This window comes from Bradyrhizobium iriomotense (genome assembly GCF_030160715.1).
Lineage (GTDB): Bacteria > Pseudomonadota > Alphaproteobacteria > Rhizobiales > Xanthobacteraceae > Bradyrhizobium > Bradyrhizobium iriomotense.
Genome location: NZ_BSOW01000006.1, coordinates 141,243 through 162,576, shown reverse-complemented (window position 1 = coordinate 162,576; position 21,334 = coordinate 141,243). Strand labels below are relative to the sequence as shown.

Annotated in this window: 18 protein-coding genes; 7 read left to right on the top strand and 11 right to left on the bottom strand. The window is 65.1% G+C overall.

Translation table 11 applies throughout. From position 1 onward, the window contains the following. Positions 1-17 precede the first annotated feature (17 nt). From QQL28_RS10905 to QQL28_RS10890, 4 genes are read left to right on the top strand one after another with little or no spacing between them, the layout of a single operon-like run. A complete protein-coding gene (locus QQL28_RS10905) occupies positions 18-542 on the top strand; it encodes a cupin domain-containing protein (RefSeq protein WP_284264979.1) in 525 nt (174 codons plus the stop codon). After that, positions 539-1,660, top strand: coding sequence for a DegT/DnrJ/EryC1/StrS family aminotransferase (locus QQL28_RS10900; protein WP_284264677.1), 1,122 nt, complete (start codon positions 539-541; stop codon positions 1,658-1,660). Before QQL28_RS10905 ends, QQL28_RS10900 begins: the two co-directional genes overlap by 4 nt. Then, positions 1,657-2,427 (top strand): class I SAM-dependent DNA methyltransferase, encoded by a 771-nt coding sequence (locus QQL28_RS10895; protein ID WP_284264675.1) that lies wholly within the window; start codon positions 1,657-1,659, stop codon positions 2,425-2,427. The genes QQL28_RS10900 and QQL28_RS10895 overlap by 4 nt, the downstream gene beginning before the upstream one ends. Next, positions 2,424-3,632, top strand: a complete 1,209-nt coding sequence (locus QQL28_RS10890) for a glycosyltransferase family 4 protein (RefSeq protein ID WP_284264673.1) — start codon at positions 2,424-2,426, stop codon at positions 3,630-3,632. Before QQL28_RS10895 ends, QQL28_RS10890 begins: the two co-directional genes overlap by 4 nt. A gap of 15 nt (positions 3,633-3,647) precedes the next feature. Here the strand turns inward: QQL28_RS10890 and QQL28_RS10885 are convergent, their stop codons facing one another. Next, positions 3,648-5,228 carry a lipopolysaccharide biosynthesis protein gene (locus QQL28_RS10885; RefSeq protein WP_284264672.1) on the bottom strand — a complete coding sequence of 527 codons (1,581 nt, stop codon included), beginning with the start codon at positions 5,226-5,228 and terminating at the stop codon, positions 3,648-3,650. Positions 5,229-5,415: 187 nt separating this feature from the next. Here QQL28_RS10885 and rffA point away from each other — a divergent pair, with 187 nt between their 5' ends. Continuing rightward, the gene (rffA, locus tag QQL28_RS10880) at positions 5,416-6,558 is read left to right on the top strand and encodes a dTDP-4-amino-4,6-dideoxygalactose transaminase (RefSeq protein ID WP_284264670.1); all 1,143 of its coding nucleotides are present in this window, start codon (positions 5,416-5,418) and stop codon (positions 6,556-6,558) included. 2 nt (positions 6,559-6,560) lie between these two features. Here the strand turns inward: rffA and QQL28_RS10875 are convergent, their stop codons facing one another. Continuing rightward, positions 6,561-7,274, bottom strand: coding sequence for a hypothetical protein (locus QQL28_RS10875; RefSeq protein WP_284264668.1), 714 nt, complete (start codon positions 7,272-7,274; stop codon positions 6,561-6,563). Between the two features lie 371 nt (positions 7,275-7,645). Between QQL28_RS10875 and QQL28_RS10870 the strand changes: the two genes are divergently transcribed. Further along, complete coding sequence (locus QQL28_RS10870) at positions 7,646-11,200, top strand: autotransporter domain-containing protein (protein WP_284264666.1); 3,555 nt, start codon at positions 7,646-7,648, stop codon at positions 11,198-11,200. Between the two features lie 7 nt (positions 11,201-11,207). Here the strand turns inward: QQL28_RS10870 and gspM are convergent, their stop codons facing one another. The 9 genes from gspM to QQL28_RS10825 form a co-directional block, all read right to left on the bottom strand. Next, the gene (gene gspM, locus QQL28_RS10865) at positions 11,208-11,774 is read right to left on the bottom strand and encodes a type II secretion system protein GspM (RefSeq protein ID WP_284264664.1); all 567 of its coding nucleotides are present in this window, start codon (positions 11,772-11,774) and stop codon (positions 11,208-11,210) included. Then, complete coding sequence (locus tag QQL28_RS10860; RefSeq protein WP_284264662.1) at positions 11,771-12,820, bottom strand: PilN domain-containing protein; 1,050 nt, start codon at positions 12,818-12,820, stop codon at positions 11,771-11,773. The genes gspM and QQL28_RS10860 overlap by 4 nt, the downstream gene beginning before the upstream one ends. Before the next feature lies 1 nt (position 12,821). Further along, positions 12,822-13,733 (bottom strand): type II secretion system minor pseudopilin, encoded by a 912-nt coding sequence (locus tag QQL28_RS10855; RefSeq protein WP_284264976.1) that lies wholly within the window; start codon positions 13,731-13,733, stop codon positions 12,822-12,824. Between the two features lie 5 nt (positions 13,734-13,738). Next, a complete protein-coding gene (locus tag QQL28_RS10850) occupies positions 13,739-14,437 on the bottom strand; it encodes a general secretion pathway protein GspJ (protein ID WP_284264661.1) in 699 nt (232 codons plus the stop codon). Continuing rightward, positions 14,434-14,895, bottom strand: a complete 462-nt coding sequence (locus tag QQL28_RS10845; protein WP_284264660.1) for a prepilin-type N-terminal cleavage/methylation domain-containing protein — start codon at positions 14,893-14,895, stop codon at positions 14,434-14,436. The genes QQL28_RS10850 and QQL28_RS10845 overlap by 4 nt, the downstream gene beginning before the upstream one ends. 16 nt (positions 14,896-14,911) lie before the next feature. Beyond that, a complete protein-coding gene (locus tag QQL28_RS10840; protein WP_284264659.1) occupies positions 14,912-15,406 on the bottom strand; it encodes a prepilin-type N-terminal cleavage/methylation domain-containing protein in 495 nt (164 codons plus the stop codon). Continuing rightward, positions 15,369-15,827: a type II secretion system major pseudopilin GspG gene (gene gspG, locus QQL28_RS10835; protein WP_284264658.1), complete on the bottom strand. Its 459-nt coding sequence runs from the start codon at positions 15,825-15,827 to the stop codon at positions 15,369-15,371. Before gspG ends, QQL28_RS10840 begins: the two co-directional genes overlap by 38 nt. A gap of 77 nt (positions 15,828-15,904) precedes the next feature. Then, positions 15,905-17,116 carry a type II secretion system F family protein gene (locus QQL28_RS10830; RefSeq protein ID WP_284264655.1) on the bottom strand — a complete coding sequence of 404 codons (1,212 nt, stop codon included), beginning with the start codon at positions 17,114-17,116 and terminating at the stop codon, positions 15,905-15,907. Between the two features lie 4 nt (positions 17,117-17,120). Then, the gene (locus QQL28_RS10825) at positions 17,121-18,809 is read right to left on the bottom strand and encodes a GspE/PulE family protein (protein ID WP_431309591.1); all 1,689 of its coding nucleotides are present in this window, start codon (positions 18,807-18,809) and stop codon (positions 17,121-17,123) included. A 135-nt stretch (positions 18,810-18,944) separates the two neighbouring features. Here QQL28_RS10825 and gspD point away from each other — a divergent pair, with 135 nt between their 5' ends. Further along, a complete protein-coding gene (gene gspD, locus QQL28_RS10820) occupies positions 18,945-21,332 on the top strand; it encodes a type II secretion system secretin GspD (RefSeq protein ID WP_431309590.1) in 2,388 nt (795 codons plus the stop codon). Positions 21,333-21,334 lie beyond the last annotated feature (2 nt).

The following is a 21,334-nucleotide window of genomic DNA, read 5'->3' as shown; positions in this document are numbered from 1 at the left end:
GCCGCTCACCCTTGACGGTGCAGGCCAAAATGGCCAAAGTGCCGCGCCGGGACGGCTATGCCACTCTAATTCCAGAGTTTTTTCGAGGCCAATCGATGGAACACGTCGAACATGTTCGATTCGGCGACGAGCTCTATGCGATCATCGTGCGCGCTTCGTTTCGCGAGCCGGGCATCCACTTCTTTTCGTCGCCGGAGCTGTCGCAGCAGCTCGCCTTCATGAGCCATCCGCAAGGCAAGAGCATCGCGCCCCACCGTCACAACAAAGTGACGCGAGAGGTGCACTATACGCAGGAAGTACTCCTCATCCAGAAGGGCAAGCTTCAGGTCGACTTCTACACGGTCGAGGAAGAATATCTGGAAAGCCGCGTGCTCTGCGCCGGCGACATCATCCTGCTTTCCAGCGGCGCACACGGCTTTCATGTCCTCGAACCGCTCGAGATGTTCGAGATCAAGCAAGGCCCCTATGCCGGAGAGAACGACAAGACTCGTTTTCCGGAAGCCGCGCCGTCCGAGATACGGATCAAAGGTCCAAGCCTGTGAGCGAGACGTTCATTCCCGTCAACACGCCGGTGCTCGACGGGAACGAGGCTGACTATCTGGCGGAGTGCGTCCGCACCGGATGGATTTCGTCCGAAGGCCCTTTCATCAAGCGCTTCGAGGAGGCGATGGCTGGCGCCGCGGGCCGCCGCCACGGCGTCGCCGTCACCAACGGCTCTGTCGCGCTCGATATTGCCGTTCACGCCCTTGGGCTCGAACCGGGCGATGAAGTCATCATTCCGACCTTCACGATCATCAGCTGCGCCGCAGCCGTGGTCCGAGCCGGCCTCGTGCCGGTCGCCGTGGATTGCGATCCGGCAACCTGGAACATGACCATCGAAGGCGTGGAAGCAGCGCTGACGTCGCGAACGCGCGCCATCATGCTGGTTCACATCTACGGCCTGCCGGTCGATCTCAATCCGATCCTCGAGCTCGCGCGTGCGCGCGGGCTCAAGGTGATCGAGGATGCCGCCGAGATGCACGGCCAGACCTATCGCGGCGTACCCTGCGGCAGTTTCGGCGATGTCTCGACCTTCAGCTTCTATCCCAACAAGCACGTCACGACCGGCGAAGGCGGTATGATTCTCACCGACGACGCCGCGCTCGCCGATCGCCTGCAAAGCCTGCGTAACCTCTGCTTCCAGCCCCAGCAGCGTTTCATCCACGAAGAGCTCGGCTGGAATGCGCGCATGACCAATTTGCAAGCGGCCCTCGGCGTCGCACAGGTCGAGCGGCTGCCCCGGACGGTCGAGCTCAAGCGCCGGATCGGCCGTCTCTACGATGAGCACCTCGCCGACGTGCCAGGCATCCGCCGTCCGGTCGCCAGAACCAACTATGCCGACAACATCTATTGGGTTTACGGCGTCGTGCTGGGCGACGAGGTACCGTTCGACGCCAGGGAGGCGATGCGGCGTCTCGCCGCGAAGGGCATCGGGACGCGTCCGTTCTTCTGGTGCATGCACGAGCAGCCGGTCCTGCGCCGCATGGGTTTCATGCTGAACGAGTCCCATCCCAATGCGGAAATGATCGCGCGCCGCGGGTTCTATCTACCGAGCGGGCTTGCCTTGACCGACGACGAGATCGCGCGATCGGCGCAGGCGCTCAAGGAGATCCTGCCGTGACAGTGTTTGCGGACTATGCCCCCTGGTACGATCTGCTCTACCGGGACAAGGACTACGCCGCGGAAGTGGACTTCGTCGAACGACGCCTGCACGATCATGGCGCGGCCCAGGGCAAGCTGCTCGATCTCGGCTGCGGCACGGGAGTGCATGCGATCGAATTCGCCCGCCGCGGCTGGAGCGTCGCCGGCGTCGATCTGAGCCGGGACATGATCGCGCGAGCGAACGCACGCGCCGAGCAGGCCGGCCTTGCCATCTCTTTTCGCCAGGGCGACGCCTGCGAACCAGGTCCCGAACGCGATTTCGACGTCGTGGTGTCGCTGTTTCATGTCGCAAGCTACCAGAACGACCATGAGAAGCTCGAGAGCATGTTCAGGACCGCGCATGCGGCTCTGAAACCCGGCGGCTTGTTCTTCTTCGACTACTGGTATGGCGGCGCCGTGCTGGCGCAAGGCGTCGAGACGCGCGTCAAGGTCGTCGAGCAAGCGCCGCTGCGCCTGACGCGGATTGCGCAGTCCGACCACGACGAGCTCAACGCAACCGTTCTCGTGAATTACAGCCTGTTCTGTGAGGACATGGATCAGGCAACCATCCGGCGCGTCGACGAGACGCACCGCATGCGTTACTGGTTTCCGTTCGAGATCGATGCCGCTCTCGAGGCCAGCGGCTTTCAACCGGCAAGCCACACCGCCTGGCTTTCCGACAACGATCCACCGAGCTCGAAGACCTGGGCTGCCTATTCGGTCGCAAGAAAGAGCACCACGCCGTGAGACCGTTGCGCCTGGCCGTGATGCTGGAGCAGGCCCTCGACGTCGGCGGGGGCTTTCAGCAACCTCTCAACGACCTCTTGTGGCTGCGCGACTGGGCGGCGCAATCGGGCAATGAGATCGTGGTCTACTCGCCCCATGCGCAGACCCTCGCGATATTGAAGGAGTTCAGGGTCGATGCCCGCCTCCTGAAGTTCGGCATCCTCGACCACATCTTCCTATTTCTGAAATATTGTCGGCCCTTCGATCTCGTCCAGATCGCGATCGAGCTCAAATCGCCGTTCGAACGCGCACTGATCCGCGATGGCATCGACATCGTGCATTTCACCTCGACGTCGAAGCGGCATCTGTTGCTCTACCAGCTTCCGTTCATCATCACGATCTTCGACGGCTGCCATCGTGACGCTCCGGAATTCCCGGAGGTGCGCACCTTCGGAGAGTTCGAGCGGCGCGAGATCCTGTTTGGGCTTGCGAGCACGAAGGCGGCGCTGGTGATCGTCAACGCGCAGGAGTTGATCGACGATCTTTGCCGGCGCTACGCCATGGAGCGTGAGCGCGCGGTATGCATCCCCTTCTCGCCGTCGGCCTATGTCGCCCAATCAATCGGCAACGCCGCGGCGGATGCAGCTGTCCTCGACAAGTATCGGCTTGAACCCGATTATCTGTTCTATCCGGCGCAATTCTGGCCGCACAAGAACCACATCACATTGCTTGCCGCGCTCGCCCATCTCAAGCAGCAGGGCATCGAGCAACGGCTGGTGCTGTGCGGCTCGGATCGCGGCGGACGCGAGAAGATCGACAAGGCAATCACGAGCTACGGCCTGTCCGATCAGGTTTCGATCGTCGGATTTGTCGAGTCCTTGGAGCTTGGCGCACTGTACCGTGGAGCATCGGCCCTAGTCATGCCGAGCTATTTCGGTCCGACCAATTTGCCACCGCTCGAAGCCTGGGCGGTCGGAACGCCCGTCATCTATCCCGAGGCGTTCAAGGCCCAGACCGGCGACGCGGCGATCCTGTTCGACTATGACGACCCGCGTTCGCTGGCCGACGCGATCATCAGTCTCGGCGCAGATGGCACGCGCGAACGTCTGCGCGCGGCCGGCGAGGTCCGGCTCAAGCACTTCGCCGCAGAGACCGAGATCGGGCGCCGGGAATTCGCGCGGCAGCTCGAGCGATTGAAGCATCGCCTCGCACTTTCGCTGCGCTGATAAGCAGCCCCGCGCCTACATCGGAATTAGCGCCCTCGCGCGATCGCGCAGCCTCTTGCTCAGCAGCGGGCTTGCCAGAATGCCGACCACGACCAGCCACAGCGCGCATTCCGCGAGGAAATGCGCAAGGCCGCTGCCCGCGAGGCGCGACGTGACGATGACGCCGATGCCCCATCCCGACAGCACGATCGCCACGGCGACCATGACGAGAAAGGCGGTGTGCCGCAGCGGATGGCGCAGGGTTTGGGCCATGACCGGAAGCGCCAGCAGTCCGAACTGAACAAGGAGGTCGCTCACGACCACGGCGAGCGCAGCACCGAGCGGTCCGAGGCCGGGGATCAATACAAACGACAGCACCAGGAAGACGACCAGTTGCAGCCCCTTGGTCCGCACCAGGAGATCGCCACGGTTGCTGTGATTGGCAAACACCAGTGCAAACAGCGAGGGTGCAACCGCAGCCGAGCCCAGCAACAGAGTGATCGTGAGCGGCGCGTCGTAGGCAATGCTGCCACGCGTCCAGAGCGCGAAGAAGTCGGGCCAGAACGGCAACAGGCCCGCAACGACCATGCACGCGAGAACGGTGACGAACACCGAGCCATGGGCGTAGAGCCGGCGAAGCCGCTCCCTGTCGCCGATCGCGTAGTCATGGCCGAGCTCCGCGCCGAGCGGAAGGGCGACCTGGAGGCAGAGACCGCGCACCAGGCTCGCGATCACACGGGTCAGGCCCCATTGCGCGACCGCCACGCGATCGGTGACGAGGGCACTGACCAGCAGCACCGGCAGATTGACGAGCGCGAGCTCCGTGATGTTGGCCACAGCAAAAGGAAAAGCTCGGCCGAATTGCCCGGCACACCAGCGCAAGGTTCCCGACCGGGCGCGACGGATCCGGTTCCGGCGAAGAAACGGAAACAGACGTGGCGCATCATGAGTGACCAGAAAGATTGCGAACAGGATCTGCATCGCGACGAAGGCGATCGCGACGGCGAGCAGGCTGCCGAACAACGCTATCGCGACGAGCTGCGCGATCTGAGCCAGGAGCAGAGCTGTGTTTTGCAGCCAGACCGTGCGGCTGTATCGGCCGCGCACGCGATAGAGACCCGAGACCAGATTGGCAGGCAGGGTCATGAGCATGCCGAGCGTCATCACGAGCAGCGCGGCATCGAAGCTCGCTGTCGCATGGAAGCCGAGCACCGCCGAGGGCGGCGCGACATAGGCGCCGAGGAGCAGACAAGCACCGAGCACGGCCACGACGACGAGATAAATCCGCAGCATGCGCGCGTAAAAGCTCGCGGTCCGTCCATCGCAATCGACGCAGGATTTGAACGCGAGAAACCGGTTGATGGCGCGCAACTGCAATCCGGCATCGGCCACGACAACGAGACTGCCGGCCGCATAGACGGCAAGCCAGGCCGCGAGCACGTCGCTCGTCCAGAAATGCAGGAACGCCGGAATGAGCAGCAATTGCTGGGTCAGGCCCAAGACCATCTGAACGAGATTTGCCGACCAGCCCTGCACGAGACGGCGCGCGCGGCCGGTTCCCCCGGTCTCCCCCGGGTCTGTTGCCTTGCGTGGCGCCTCGATACGCGTGTCGGTCAAACCGCATCCTTCCCGGCAAGGGCGCCAGCCGAGAACCGTCCGGGGCGCCGTCCATGGGCAGGCAGGACCACGTGCCGGGCTCGGGGCCTGCGATGACCCGTTGATTCCCCGAATGGAAACCGCCACCGTGGCACAACCGGAATGAGACGTTGATCGCGCATCGTGAGATGGTTAGACAGCTTGGGCAATGGCATCAGACTTCATTCCATACAACCGACCCTATGTGACGGGCAAGGAACAGGCCTACATCGAGGAGGCACTGCGCAACCATCATCTGTCCGGTGATGGGCCTTTCACGAGGCGCTGCCATCAATGGATCGAGCAACGCACCGGTTGTGCGAAGGCGCTGCTGACGCACTCCTGCACCTCGGCGCTCGATCTCGCGGCGATCCTGCTCGACCTGAAGAGTGGTGACGAGGTCATCATGCCCTCCTTCACCTTCGTCTCGACTGCGAACGCCTTCGTGCTACGCGGTGCGGTGCCCGTCTTCGTCGATATCCGGGAGGACACGCTCAACCTGGACGAAAGGCAAATCGAGGCTGCCATCACCTCACGCACGCGCGCCATCGCGCCGGTGCACTATGCTGGCGTCTCCTGCGAGATGGACAAGATCGTCGCGATCGCACGCCGCCACAATTTGAGGATCGTCGAGGACGCCGCGCAGGGCATCCTGGCGAGCTACCGCGACACGCCGCTCGGCGCGATCGGCGATATCGGCAGCTTCAGCTTTCACGAGACCAAGAACATCATGTCCGGCGAAGGCGGCTGCCTGCTGGTGAACGATCCCGAGCTGGCGCAGCGGGCGGAAATCATTCGGGAGAAGGGCACCGATCGCGGCAGGTTCTTCCGCGGTGAAGTCGACAAATACACCTGGCAGGACCTCGGCTCGTCGCTGCTGCCGAGCGATCTGACGGCGGCCTTCCTGTGGGCGCAGCTCGAGGACGCCGAGCGCATCACGCGCGAGCGGCTTGCAATCTGGAACAGGTACCACGACATGCTGGCGCCACTGGAGCAGCGGGGCTTGTTGCGACGTCCGATCATCCCCGGCCATTGCCGCCACAACGGCCATCTCTACTTCATCCTGCTCCCGCCAGGGATCGATCGGAGCATGGTCCTTGGCAAGCTGAAGGATCAGGGCGTCCACTCCGTATTCCACTACGTCCCCTTGCACTCGTCTCCGGCCGGAATGCGCTTCGGACGCGCCCACGGAGACCTTTCGCTCACGACGTCGCTGTCCGAGCGAGTGATCCGGCTGCCAATGTGGATCGGGCTGCACGAGAAGCAGCAAATGCGGGTCGTTGAGGCGCTGGGCGCAATCCTCGGACGATGAGCTCAAAGACCATCCGACTCGCCGCCCTTCGGCGTCGAGCGGGGGACGAAGGGCGCGAAAGAGGTGTCGCCAGTAGCCGGCGTGGTCAGCTTGCCCCCTGTTCCCGGAGGGATGGCGGCCGCGCCGCCCGGACCGGGCTGCGGGGCCGGCGCCTCCAGCCGCTGTAGCGCCAGCACCTCGCTGCGGTCGCCGTGCTTGAACGTGACTTCGCGCGGCTGAACGGAGCTCAGTGACCAGCCTGCCCGCGATTCACCCTGGCGCATGCGGATCACTTTCTGATCGGTGCGGTCCATGAGGATCGCAATGGCGTCGCCCTCGCCGACTACAGCTCCGACCAGGACGAGCTGCAGCGGGGCCTCGGTCGCCTTCGGAGGCAGCGGCGCCGGGGCTTCGTCGCTCGGCGAGGCCGCCACCGCGCGCGGCGGTGGCCGGCGCGTAGCCGAGAAGATCGGGCGTTCCTCCGTCGCCGTCAGCGCCGAAAGCGGCACAGACCAGAGCGGATTGCCACGGGGGACCGGTTTGCTTGCGGATTGCGCCAGCTTTGCAATCGGCCGCACTGCGCCAACGTCGACCGTATCGGTCGAATTGCTGATGGTATCGTCGGGCAGGATATCGATTCGGGACGAGGTCGCCGCCATCGGCACCCCTGCGCCCAATATCCCTGCGCCCAAGGCAGGGACGATCCACAGCGCGGCCAATCCGATCCGTCCGACCATCGACACTCCCCTGCGACCGACGCCGCGCGGGCGCGGCCGGTTGGGCAAACTAATTCCTATGTGGCTCGCCATCAACCTGCATCGAATCAAGGCCGCGTGGAAGATGCAGCCTGGTTTTCCCGGTGTGTTGCGATGCCGCTTCCCCGGGGCATGTTGCTCCACAGACACTATCGATAAAATTGCAAACAAAAAGCCAGGAACCCGACACAGAACTGCGCGCTTTGGTTGCAGCGGGGCGCCGCGCCATGGGACTATGACTCCTGCGACCAGCAATGCTGCGCCGCAATTGTGGAATCCTGGACAATTGCTTTGCTGATTTGAAAATGCGGATGGTTGGGGCGACAAGACTTCCTGAACGGATCGGATCCGGCATGCGGTCCGTTCTGCGACACGCGCTCGCCACCCTGCTCACGACCACGGCGCTCGGCGTCGTTGCGGCTCACGCCGTCGACGGCAGTTGGACCGGCGGCACCGGTGAGTGGACGGATGCCACCAACTGGAGCTCGAATCCGGACGTGCCGGACGGCACCGCGACGTTCGCCAATACCGGTGCGACCAACGTCGTCAACGACAACGGTGTCGTAACCATCGGCACGATCCAGTTCACGAATACGGCGCAGGCCTACTCGGTCACCATCAACAACCCGTTCATCGTCAACGGCACCGGCATCATCAACAGCTCAGCCAACACCCAGAACTTCGAGGTGACGTCGGGCAATTCGCTGGTGTTCCAGAACAACAGCACGGCGAGTGGCGGGAGCGGCGCCGTCGTCATCACGAACGACACTGGCGGCAATGTCTTCTTCATTCAGAACAGCACGGCCGGCACCGCCAGCATCGTCAACAACAGTTTTCTTTCCTTCGACGACACCAGCTCGGCCGGCACGGCCCAGATCACCAACAATTTCCAAACGGATTTCTTCTCCGCTGCTTCGGCTGGCAGCGCGACGATCAGCAACGCGGCATCCGCGACGCTGAACTTCCACAACACCAGTACGGCCGGTACCTCGACTATCGTCAATGACGGAACAGTGACCTTCGACGGCTCCGCCACTGCCGGCAGCGCGACCATCACGACCAACAATGGCGGCACCACGATCTTCGCCGGCACGAGCACCGGCGGAAGTGCGCGCTTTATCACTGCGACCGGTGGTACGGTCGATATTTCCGGTCTGACCAGCGGCGGCATGACGGCCGGCTCGATCGAGGGCGCCGGCAGCTACGTGCTGGGCGCGAACACGCTCACGACCGGCGGCAACAATCTCTCCACCCAGGTCGACGGTGTGATCTCCGGCATCGGCGGCGGGCTGACCAAGGTCGGCACCGGCACGCTGACCTTGACCGGCACCAACACCTATACCGGCGCGACGACGGTCTCGGCTGGAACGCTGGCGCTGTCGGGCACTGGCGATATCTCCTCATCCAGTGTCGTGACGGTCAATGCCACGCTCGACATTTCCGCCGTCACCCCGTCATCCGCGTCGATCAGCACGCTAGCAGGCAACGGCACCGTGCAAATGGGCGCCAAGACCCTGAACATCGTCAACGGCTCGACCGAATTCGCCGGCTCGATTCAGGGCACCGGTGGGCTTGATATCGGCGGCGGAACGCAAACGCTCTCGGGCAACAACACCTACAACGGCACCACCGTGATCGCCAGCGGAGCCACCCTGGCCCTCAAGGGCGGCGGCTCGATCGCGAACTCGATCGTCTTCTTCGGCGGTGGCGTCGGCACGGCCTCCCTCGATATTTCGCAAACCACCGCGGGTGCGTCGGTCGGCGGACTGTTTTCTGTGACTGGCGCGGGAGTCGTCTCCCTGGGTTCCAAGAACCTCACGATCACCGGGGCTGCCCCCATCTTCGACGGCGTGATTCAGGACGGCGGCATCGGTGGTGGCACCGGCGGCAGCCTGACGATCGCCAATGGCGCCACGCAAATCCTTCGCGGCACGAACACCTACACGGGCGCGACCACGATCGACGCCGGCGGTGCGCTCTATCTCGAGACCAATATCACCTCTGGCAGCATCGCAACATCCAGCGCGGTTATCAACGACGGCCTGTTCAACATTGCCCTCAACTTCGGCGGCGCCTCGATCAGATCGCTATCCGGCGCGGCAAGCGGCGTGGTCGATCTCGGCAACAAGACGCTGACGATCACCGATGCCAGCGGCACCTATGCCGGCAGCATTCAGGGGACCGGCGGTCTCACGCTGGCCAGTGGTACGGAAGTCCTGTCTGGCACCAGCAGCTACAACGGCAACACCACGATCAACGGCGGCACGCTCGTGGTGGACGGCTCGATCGTGAGCGCGACCACCGTCAATGCCGGCGGCACGCTCGCTGGCAACGGCACGGTCGGCGACGTGGCGGTCGCCGGGGGCACGCTTGCACCAGGCGGTGCAACCCCATTCGGGCCGCTCACGGTCAACGGCAGCCTGAGCTTCACCGCAGCCTCGACCTATCTCATCCAGGTTTCCTCGACGACGGCCAGCCTCACCAACGTCACGGGCACGGCGACGCTCGGCGGCGCGACCGTGAACGCCGTCTTCACGTCGGGCACGATCCAGAAGCAATACAAGATCCTGTCGGCGACCGGGGGCCTTGGCGGCACGACCTTCAACCCCACCGTCGTCTCCAACATGCCGACGATCAACGCCACGCTGAGCTATGATCCCAACAACGTCTATCTGAATATCGGCATCAGCTTTACGCCGGCCAGCGGCAGCCTCACGACCAACCAGCAGAACGTCGCCAACACGCTGACGAACTTCTTCAACACCACCGGCGGCATTCCGGCAGCCTTTGCGGGACTGACGCAGGCGGGATTGACCGTCGCCTCGGGCGAGCTCGGCACCAGCATCATCCAGTCCGCGATCAACGCGGACGGCCAGTTCCTGAATCTGATGCTCGATCCTACGCTCTCGGGACGCGCCAGCGGCTTTGCACGGCCCGGCAGCGCGTCGCAATTCGCGGACGGTGACGACATGGCGGCCTATGCATCGATGCGGCCGGCTACGGCCCGCGAACGCGAGGCCTATGCAATGGCGACCAAGGCGCCGCTGCTGGCCTCGCTGCCCGCGAGCCGCTGGAATGTCTGGGCGGCTGGTTACGGCGGCTCGGAATCTGTCGGCGGTAATGCGACCGTGGGCTCGCAGGATCTCACCTCGCGCATCTGGGGCGCGGCGGCGGGCGCCGACTACCGGGTCACCGCCGACACACTGCTCGGCTTTGCACTCGCCGGCGGCGGACTGAACTACTCGCTTGCCAACGCCATGGGCTCTGGCTCGGCCGACCTGTTCCAGGCGGGCGTCTACGGCCGGCATAATTTCGGACCGGCCTATGTCGCGGCTGCGCTGGCCTATGGCTGGCACGACGTCACCACCAACCGCACCGTGGCGCTTGCCGGCATCGACCAGCTCCAGGCGCGCTTCAAGGCCGACACATTCTCCGCTCGGTTCGAAGGCGGCTACCGCTTTGCGACACCCTGGATCGGGATCACGCCCTATGCGGCCGCGCAGGTCACGAATTTCAACCTGCCGAACTATACCGAGACGAGCCTCACGGGCGGCGGGCTGTTTGCGTTGAACTATGCGGCCCAGACGACGACCGATACCCGCAGCGAGCTCGGTCTGCGCACCGACAAATCCTTCGCGATGCAGGACGGCGTGCTGACGCTGCGCGGCCGCGCCGCCTGGGCGCATGACTACAACCCGAGCCGGGCCGTCACCGCGCTGTTCACCGCCCTGCCCGGCGCCGCTTTCGCAGTGAACGGCGCAAAGCCCGATGCCGATTCCGCGCTCGTCAGCGGCAGCGCCGAAATGAAGTGGCTGAGCGGCTTCTCCGTCGCCGCAACCTTCGACGGCGAATTCTCTGGCAACGTCACGACCTACACCGGCAAGGGCGTGGTGAAGTACAGCTGGTGAATTAAATCTACTTTCCTGCCTGCCACTGGCTGGAGACGCCGAGGATCACCCTGACGCGGCCGGTGCCGGCATCGTTCAGCGTCGTCGTTTGCGGCACCTGGACATCGAGCTGGTCGACGAACAGGAACGGCATGCCGGCTTCGAGATCGTAGAGCAGCTTCTGCAAACTGGACTGCTCCAATTCGCAGCTGACGACGAGGCCGACTAATCCGTCCTTGGCCTGCACGCCGGAGACGTCGACCTGCGACGACTGGACCGAGCCGCCGACATTGGTCACCGCGGACGCCACGCGCTGCAGGAGATTGGCGCCCGCAACCGTCACGGTCGGTCCTTCCAGGAAGGGCGTGCCCGGATGGTCGGCCGACGACACGGCCTTTCCGGCGGCGCCGGTCTTGCGGCCGCGCAACTGGTCGAGCAGATCGGAGGTCTGCGCCAGCGCCTGGCGATGGGCAAAGACGTCAGCGACCGAGAGCCCCGCCATGAGCAGAAGACCGCCGGTCACGGCGGCATAGAGCGTCACCGCAATCAACGGCGAGGTGGTCAGAGCGCGAGTGAGGGTGCTTTGGGCGCTCATGGCACGTTCCTCGGCTCGATCTGTGCCTCGATGTGAAAGCGCTCGCCGGGATCCGAGGGCGAACGCGTGGTCGGGGCGTAGAAGGTCGCGCGGGTGAAATGCTGGGATTGCTCGATGAGCGGAATCAGCGACGGCGCATCATGCGTGATGCCCGCGATCTGCAGCTTGTTGCCGGAGAGATGCAGCTCCGTGACATAGGTGTGGTCCGGCAGCACGCGGCTCAGCGACTCCAGCACGATCACGCTCGCAGCCGTCTCGTATTTGCGCCGCTCCAGACGCGCCAGCGGCGAACGTTCGCCGCCATCGGTGCCCATGCGAAGCGCGGCGCGGCGCTGGGTAATCTGGCGCTCGAGCTCGCTCTCCTGCGCGCCGAGGCTGTCGGCCAGATAGCTCGCGAGAACGGAGGCGACGACTGCCGCGACGGCGGCGACACCGAGCACGATCTGGAGCATACGGCTCAGGCGAGCCCGGTCGATGGCACCGCGGGACTTCTGCTCGAACACCTTGATCCGGCCCTGGTCCGGTTCGGCCGCATCGGCACAGATCGCGATTGCGGAGGGATGGAAGGCGGACACCGCGTCGACATAGCCCATCGCGAGCTTGCGCGGTGCCGCGGCGATCACCGTTGTAATGGTCTCGCTGCCACTTGCCGACGGCGCACCGCAGCCGAATACGGCATCGCCGGCGCTCCACGGCGTCAACCGGTCGATTTGCGCCCGCACGATGCCATCGAGGAAATCGGCGGCGCGGGCCGGCAGTTCGAGCGGGCGGAACAGGAAGCGCGTCGGCCGCAACACGATCTCGATGCGGCTTCCGCGAAGCACCGGTGCCAGATTGGCCGCGGCGAACTCGCCGTCGCGAAAGGCGATCCCGGCCGGAACGTTGTCCGGCTTGTTGGCAGCCTCCAGCGCGAACTCTCCGGTCTCGTCCTCGACGAGCCGGACGAGGCGCGGCGACACCATGCGCTCGAAGCCGGCGACGATGGTCGCGGCGACGGTGCCGGTCCAGGCGTCGAGGATGGCGCGTGTCGATTGCAGCAGATTCATCTCACAGAGGCTTTCCGGCGGAGCCGTCCAGGTCGTTGTGCCACGACAATACACGATAGGGTTCGTCCGTGCCCTCGAGAAGCAGAATGACGATTTCGGCCGAGCTGCGCCGGCGTAGCGCCGACTCGACCGCAACGGTCAGCCGGTAGGCCTTGGAGCCTTCCAGCGTGGCACTACCAGCGCCGGCAATACCGAGCAGGGAGCGCGGATTGACGTTGGGATCGGCCCGGTCCCTCAAGAGCTGCTGCAACGCCTCCGGTGTCATGCCCGGCAACCCCGCCAGCACCTGGGGCGCGGCGTCGAGCAGATTCACGGTCCGCATGTTGCTGAAGACAGTGACGAAGGGCAGCATGCGCTCGATCACCGCCGGCGGGATGCCACGCACCAGCCAGAGCTCGTCGACATGCGGAAATGGCGCATGCCGCGGCAGATAGGCCGAGCCGAGCGTGCGGTAGTAGGAATTTTCCGGATCATCGCTGCCTGCCTCGATTGATGCCCGCCAGGCGATGATCCGGTCGGCATAGCGGGCCGCGTCTGTCTCACTGATGCCAAGCCCGATCATCAATCCGGACAACAGCCCCTTGGGCGCGGCATTGAGATCGATGCGCGCGGCTTCGGAGCGGAACGTCACCGACACCCGTCCTGCACCGATGCGGGCGTCGAAGGTTCCACTGGTGGGGCGCGCCTCGCCCTTTGCCGTCAATTGGTAGGCCGCAAGCTCGACCGCGGAATTCACCAGCGCGTCGGCCTGAACATGATCGGTGTTGGCGGCCACCGTGACGGCAGTGTTGGTCACATAGGTCAGGTAGATCAGGACGAGCGCCGCCAGCGCAGCCAACATCCAGAGCACCGCGACGACGATGAAGCCGCGCGTTCCCCCGGCCGCGCTCGGGCGGCGGCGCGTGATCGCCATGAGCGTCACAGCTGCTGCTCCTGCTTCTGCTCCGGTCTTGCGCGCGCGGTCACGCATGTCGCGGGGTTCTTGGCGCGCGCGCATTCGGCAGGCGTTGTGATGTGAGGCATCACCGCGCCTGAAACCGCGAGCACCTGTCCCGTCGTGCTGTCACGCACGGTGAGGCGAATCCGCTCGGGCAGCTGCGGCTGGTCGCGCCAGGTCGGCTGCCAGACCTGATCCGGTCCGGAATAGGAGAAGGTCACGCGGAACGGCGCGCGCAGCAGCACCACCTGGTCGACGAAACGAATCTGACCGTCGGACGGCATCGGTGCGAATGGCGCGCGCTCGCGCACCAGCGCGAGCCCCTGCGCATCGGCCTTCTCGATCAGGCGCACGATCTCGAGCCCCGGGCGCACGTTGGCACCGAGCGCCGTGCGCACGAAGGTCACCGCCAGCTCGGAACCCTCGAACAGCGGGGTCTTGCTGTCGGCATTCATCGGGAGCTGCTCGGCGACCGACAGATCGGCGACGATGCGATCAAACCCGGTGGCAACGCGCTCGGCCCGTTGCACGCGCGCGATGCCGCGATTCCAGTTCGGCAGCCATTGCGCGGTGACCGTCGCAAGCGCCGCGAGAATGACCGTCATCAACAGCGTCGCCAGCAGCACTTCGAGCAGCGTGAAACCCGCCTCCTCGGCCAATGCGCGGCGCAGCGCCCTCATTGCGCGGCCCTCGGCACCAGCTTCACGGTCGTGATCTGGAACGCAGCTCCGTCGGCACGTTGCAGCCTGAGATTGACCGACAGGGGCACGAAGCGGTCGGTCGCGGGATCGCCGCCGGGCACGCTCATCGGCGAGACTTCCATGCGCCAGCGGCTGCCCGCGAGCTCCCCGCTCTGCCGTCCCGGCTTCAACAGCGCGCGCGGCGGCAATTGCGCCAGCAGCGTCTCCGCCGTTCCGGCCAGCGCCAGGTGCTGATCGATCGAGCGGGTCCCCTGCACCGTCGTGGCGATGACCGTCCCGATCGTGCCGAGCACGGCCGCGATGATCGCAAGCGCGACCAGCGCCTCGATCAGGGTGAAGCCGGCCGTACCTCTAGAGCCGTTTCCGTTCCGATTGAATCGGAACGGGGCTCTGGATTCTTGTTTTGACGCGTTTTCTCCACGCGAACCGGTGTCCACTTCGCTGGAAAACGCTCTAGAGCAGCTTCTGCGCGACAATCTCGACGCCTCCGGTCAGCCAGTTCACGCGCACCTCGTAACCCATGCCGGGCCGTGCCAGCGCGATTACGCCACCGCACGACATTCCCGACGGGAAGAAATCGATCGTTCGCCCGGCGGCACGGTCGGCGCAGCGCGCAGCCAGCATCGCCTGTACGGTCACGTCGTTCGGCAGGCGGAGAACCCGCCCGGTGACGCCGGAGCGGATCGCACGAGCTTCGGCATCCACCTGCGTCGCCACCCTGACCTGACGACGCAGCGCCGTGCTGCGATCGGCCTTCAGCAGCGCCGCGGTCGCGACCGCATAGCTCTCCAGCTTGGCGCGCGTCGTCGTACGCGGGATCGCCGGCAGGATGATCGCCGCGAGCAGGCCGATGATGGCGAGCACGCACAGGATCTCGATCAGCGCGAACCCGCGCGTATCGAGCGCGCCCCTAGCGCGTGCCGCTGGCAATGTCGGCTGCCGTTCCACTGCCGCCTTCCTGCCCGTCCGATCCGAGCGAGATGATGTCATAGGGCGCGCGCTCGCCTGGCGCACGGTAGACATAGCCGTGTCCCCAGGGATCGTTGGGCACGACGCCGCCGCGCAAATAAGGCCCGTTCCAGCCCGGCACATTGTTGCTGCGCGTCAGCGCGGCGAGACCCTCGTTGGTCGTGGGATAGCGGCCGAGGTCGAGGTAATAGAGGTCGAGCGCGCTCGAGAAACTCTCGATCTGGATCTTGGCCGCCTTCGCCTTGGATTCGCCGAGATAGTTCAGCACCCGCGGGCCGACCAGCGCCATGATCAGGCCGATGATGGTGATGACGACGAGGATCTCGACCAGCGTGAAGCCAGCCTCCCCTCGGCGCGCGCGCCGCCCGCGCTTGGCGAGTGCGACTGTATTTCTGGTCACTTCAACCCCTCCGTAACCGCCCTATTGTTTGCGCAGCTCTCTTCGGAAAACCGCTTCGCACTTTTCCGGATCATGCTCTAGCCGACAATTTGACTGACCGACATCAACGCGGTCATGACAGACACGATCAGGCCGCCGACCACAACCGAAATCACGATGATTGCGGCAGGGCCCGCGATGCCGACGGCACGGTCGAGCGTGCGCTGCAGCTTGGCCTCGTAGAAATCGGCGACACGGCCGGACAGCATCGGCAACTGCCCGGTCTCGTCGCCGAGCCTGAGCATGCGCACCGCCATTGCCGGCAACGCGTCCGTCTCGGCCAGCGCATCGGACAGTTTCGTGCCGTGACGGACGCGGTCGGCGGCCTCGCTCCACACCGTCGAGGGGCCCGCGGTCTCCATCATGTCGACGAGGATTCGCAGCGTGGTCGTCAGATTGACGCCGCTGCCGAGCAGCACACCGAGGTTCCGGCAGAACAGCGCGGTGCGGTACGAGCTCACGATGCCCCGGATCGCCGGCAGCCGCGTGATCGCACCGGTGATGCCGTGGCGGACCCGCTCCTGCCGCAACAGCAGCCACAGGGCCGCGATGGTGGCGGCAAGCCCCGCGAGCACCGCGTCGGAATTGTCGTGCAGGAAGGTCGACATGTTCAGGAACACCAGGATCATCGGATCGACCTTGGCGCCGAAATCCTGCAACACGCTGGCGAACTGCGGCAGCACGAATGTAAGGAAGAACAGGAGAACGCAGCAGGCAGCGCCCAGCACGAAAACCGGATAGCGCATGGCATCGCCGAGCTTGCGCTTCAGCGCCTCGGTTCGCGTCCTCTCGTTGGCCAGCACCTCCAGCACCTGGTCGAGCGAACCCGATGCCTCGCCCACCCGAACGAGCGCTACATACATCGGCGGGAACAACGTGCCGTGCCGGAGCAGCGCCTCGGCAAAGCTTTCCCCGGCGAGCACGCGCGAGCGGATGTCGGCGACCACGGGCCGCAGCCGTCCGAGATCGCGGTCGGCCGCGAGCAGCTCCAGACCGTCATTGATGCGGGCTCCGGCGCGAAGCAGCAGCGCAAGGTCCGCCGTGAAGATCGTGACGTCCGCGGGCTTGGGCTTGTTGAAGACACTGAAGGCGCTGCGGCCCGAACCGCCCTCCTCCAGCGTGACATTATCGACCAGCACGAGGCCGAGCCGCTCGATCCGCTGCGCGACGTCGCCGGGTGCAGGCGCGGCGATCGCACCGGAGACCAGCTCGCCGTTGGCATTGAGCGCGCGGTAGCGATAGTTCGGCATCGGATCAGCGGACCGTCGTGACGCGGAAGACCTCGGGCACGGTCGTCAGCCCGGCGCGGCATTTTGCGACAGCATCTTCCAGCATCGTCGTCATGCCGCCCTGCATCGCGGCGGCGTCGATGGAGTGGGAATCGGTTTGCGGCCCGATCAGGCGGCGCACATCGTCGGACATTTCCAGGATCTCGAACACGCCGTTGCGGCCGCGATAGCCGGTGCCGCCGCAGCGTTCGCAGCCGCCGGCCTCGTGCACGACCTCGCCCGCCCTGAAGCCGATCACGGCAAAGCGCGGATCCCTGGCAATATCCGTCTCGGTCAGCGCATGCGGCACCTTGCAACGGTCGCACAGCACGCGCACCAGGCGTTGCGCGACCACTGCACGCAGCGTCGACTTCAGCAAAAACCCCTCGATGCCGAGATCGATCAGGCGCGGCACGGCGGCGGCCGCCGTCTCGGTGTGCAGCGTCGTCAGCACGAGGTGGCCGGTGAGTGCCGCATGAATCGCGATATGCGCGGTCTCGGCGTCACGGATTTCGCCGACCATGATGACGTCGGGGTCCTGACGCACGAAGGCGCGCATGGCCGAGGCAAAGGTCAACCCGATCGACGGCTTGACCTGCGACTGGTTGATGCCGGGAATTTCGTATTCGACGGGATCCTCGATGGTGAGGATTTTTCGTGTCGGCTCGTTCAGGATCGACAGCATGGTGGCAAGCGTCGTGGTCTTGCCGCTGCCGGTCGGCCCGGTGACCACGATCATGCCGTGCGGCATGGCGAGCAGCCGCGTCATTATCTGCTCATCGCGCGCGGCAAGACCGAGCTTGCTCATCTCGAGCAGGCCGCGATCGCGCGGCAACAGGCGGATGACGGCGCTCTCGCCATATTGCGTCGGCATGGTCGCGACGCGGACGTCGAGCTCGCTGCGCCCGACGCGCACGCGCGCCGCGCCATCCTGCGGCAACCGTCGCTCGGCGATGTTGAGACCGGCTAGAATTTTCACCCGCGAGATCAGCGCTTGCGGCGGAATTCCCTGCGGCGAGGGCAGCGCGCGCAAGAGGCCATCGACGCGCATGCGGATCACGAGCCCGGTGCGGAACGGCTCGATGTGGATGTCGCTGGCGCGCAGCTCCACCGCGCGCTCCAGCAGATCGTTGAGCGCGCGCACGACCGGCGCGCCGCTGGCGAGATCGCGCAGGCTCTCGATGTCGTCATCGGATTGTTGCACTGCGCCCTTGGCAGCGCCATCGGCGCTCGCATCGTCCGCATCAGCGCGTTGATCGAGGACTGTCGTAATATCTTCATACGAGGCCACGACGACCTCGACCGCAGCGCCGAACACGATTTCGGCGGCGCGAATGGCGGCAGTATCGGAGGGGTCGGCGACCACCAGACGATAACCCCCATTCGGCGCGCGGAACGGGAAGATGGTGGATTCACGCAGAAACCGGCGCGAGAAGCCGTCCAGCGACGGCGTCGCCGCGAGCAGTTGCGGCAGGCCCAGCCGCGCAAGGCCGAAATAGTCGGAGACCTCGTCGGCGAAATCGGCCGCGGACAGATCGGTCGCTTCCCACAGCTCCCGCAAGGGGCGCGTCAGCGCCGGATTGGTCGACTTTTCGACCCGGGCGCGCGCCCGCGGCGGCAGTGAATATTTTTCCAGAAGATGCTGCCGGAAGCTCTCTGCGGAAAGGTCTCGCATCGCGTTCACAGCTTGCCTTGTTACTAGAAAGCAACAGCTTCCGCTGGTAACGGAAGGCCTTTACCCTTGACTTATTTCTTAGCAAAAACATAATCGTGGCGCAAACAATTGCGCATCCGGACCATGGGGGGTCGGATGCTATTTCCAGTCACTCTTGCTGTTGGTAGGCGTACTTTGTTCAAAGTGGTCCAGCCGCTTTCGCGCCTGCGTTCAGCGTTGCCTGGAACGTTCATCCTTTTGTCATCTGCGTTCCTGCTGACGGCGTGCATCGTCACCGCCGATCAATCGATCGAGGGCAGCCCCAAGGACCCGCGCGCCCAGGACATCGCTGACAAGATCCGGTCGCTGGATCTGGAGCCCCGGCAAACTACGGATGCAGGCGCGGGCGGCATTGCCCAGCCCAAGGCGTCAAAGCCTGCCATCTATCTCAGCGACGGATCGACACCGCAGGGCACCGCGCTCGCGGAACGCGACGATGGAGGTGGTGGCGGCTACGATCTGAATTTCGAGAACGCGCCGGTCGCAACCGTCGCCAAGGTCATCCTCGGCGACGTCCTCAACGTCGGCTACACGATCGACCCGCGCGTGCAGGGTACCATCACCCTGGCCTCGGTGCGCCCGGTTCCAAAGGCCGATGCGCTCTATGTGCTGGAGAATGCGCTGCGCATGTCCGGCGTTGCGCTGGTGCGTGATCGTGGCGCGAGCTATCGCCTCATCCCCGCGCCGGAAGCAGGCCCCGGCGGCATCGACCGCTCGGTTTCGGCCGAGGCCGGCCAGGGCATCAGCGTCGTGCCGCTACGCTACGTCTCGGCGCAGAACATCTTCAAGCTGCTCGACGCGTTCGGCGCGAAGGCGTCGACCATGCGTCCCGACAACGCGCGCAACACGCTGATCGTCACCGGCAGCGGCACGGATCGCGCGTCGGCGATCGACACCATTCTCTCCTTCGATGCCGACTGGATGCGCGGGCAATCGGTCGGCATCATCCCGGTGCGCAACTCCTCGCCCGAGCCGGTCATCAGCGAGATCGAGAAGATCATGGATTCGGGCGAAGGCGGCCTGAGCCAGAGCATGATCAAGTTCCAGCCGATCACGCGCCTCAACTCCATCCTCGTCGTCAGCCAGAAGCCGGAATATCTCAAGCGCGCGCAGGTGTGGATCGCGCGGCTCGATCGCTCCGATACCGACGGCGTGAACATGAAGGCCTACCCGCTTCGCTACGGCAACGCGAAGGTCGTGGTCGCGCTGTTGAACGACATGCTCTTCAGCCAGAGCGGGACGAGCAGCTCTTCGCTCGACAATTCGTCGAGCCAGATTTCGCCGGGCTCCGGCGTTTCGATGTCCTCGTCCGGTCCAGGCACCAATCCGGTGGCCTCACTGAGCGCGCTTCCGACGGCCGCCGCAGGCGCAGCAACTCCGGTCACCGGTCCTGCCGGCTCCTCGCTGAGCGCCCGTCCGGCACCCGCGGCCAGCGGCGTGCCTGGCCAGGATAACACCTCCGGCTCGCTGCTCGGCTCCGGCTCGAAGCCGCCCGGCAGCGCCGTCCTGCAAAACGTGCGGATCACTGCCGACGTCACCAACAACGCCGTGCTGGTCTATGCCAACCAGGAATCCCAGCGCGTCGTCGAGCAGACCATCCGTCAGATCGACCGGCCGCAGCGCCAGATCGCGATCGAGGCGACCATCGCCGAGGTGACGCTGAACAATCAGCTGAACTATGGCGTGCAGTTCTTCCTGGCGAGCCAGAAGGGTTCGGTTTCCAACACCATCTCGGGTATCAGCAACAGCGCGACGATTGGCAGCAACATCGAGCCGCAGAGCAACGCTGTCAATGCCGCAGCCGGCGCCCTGCTCGGGCGCGCGCTGCCTGGATTCAATTTCCTGATCGGCTCGGAAAACTCCCCGCGCGTCGTCCTCGATGCGCTGCATAACGTCACCGACGTCAAGGTGCTGTCGAATCCGTCGCTGGTGGTGCTCGACAATCAGACCGCGACGTTGCAGGTCGGCGACCAGGTGCCGTTCTCGACGGGCACCGCGACCGTGCTGACCGCGAACAACACAGTGGTCAACACCATCGATTACAAGAACACCGGCATCATCCTGCGCGTGCTGCCGCGCTCCAATGCCAACGGCAACGTGGTGCTGGACATCGAGCAGGAAATCTCGAGCGTCGCGGCCGGCAGCGCGACACTGACGCCGACGATCTCGCAGCGCCGCGTCAAGAGCTCGATCGCGGTGACGAGCGGCCAGACCGTGCTGCTCGCCGGCCTGATCAGCGAGACCGAGAACAAGCAGCGCCAGGGCCTTCCGATCCTCGATTCGATTCCCGGCGTAGGCGACGCCTTCTCGCACCAGACCAACGCCCGTGCCCGTACCGAGCTGATCCTGTTCATCCGGCCGACCGTCATCAAGGACGGCGTCGACGCGCACGTCATCGCCGAGGAGATGCGCACCAAGATGAACAGCCGCCTGGTCGGCACCAGCGACCCCGTCGTCGTCGTCCCGCCGAAGACGGCCCGCTGAAG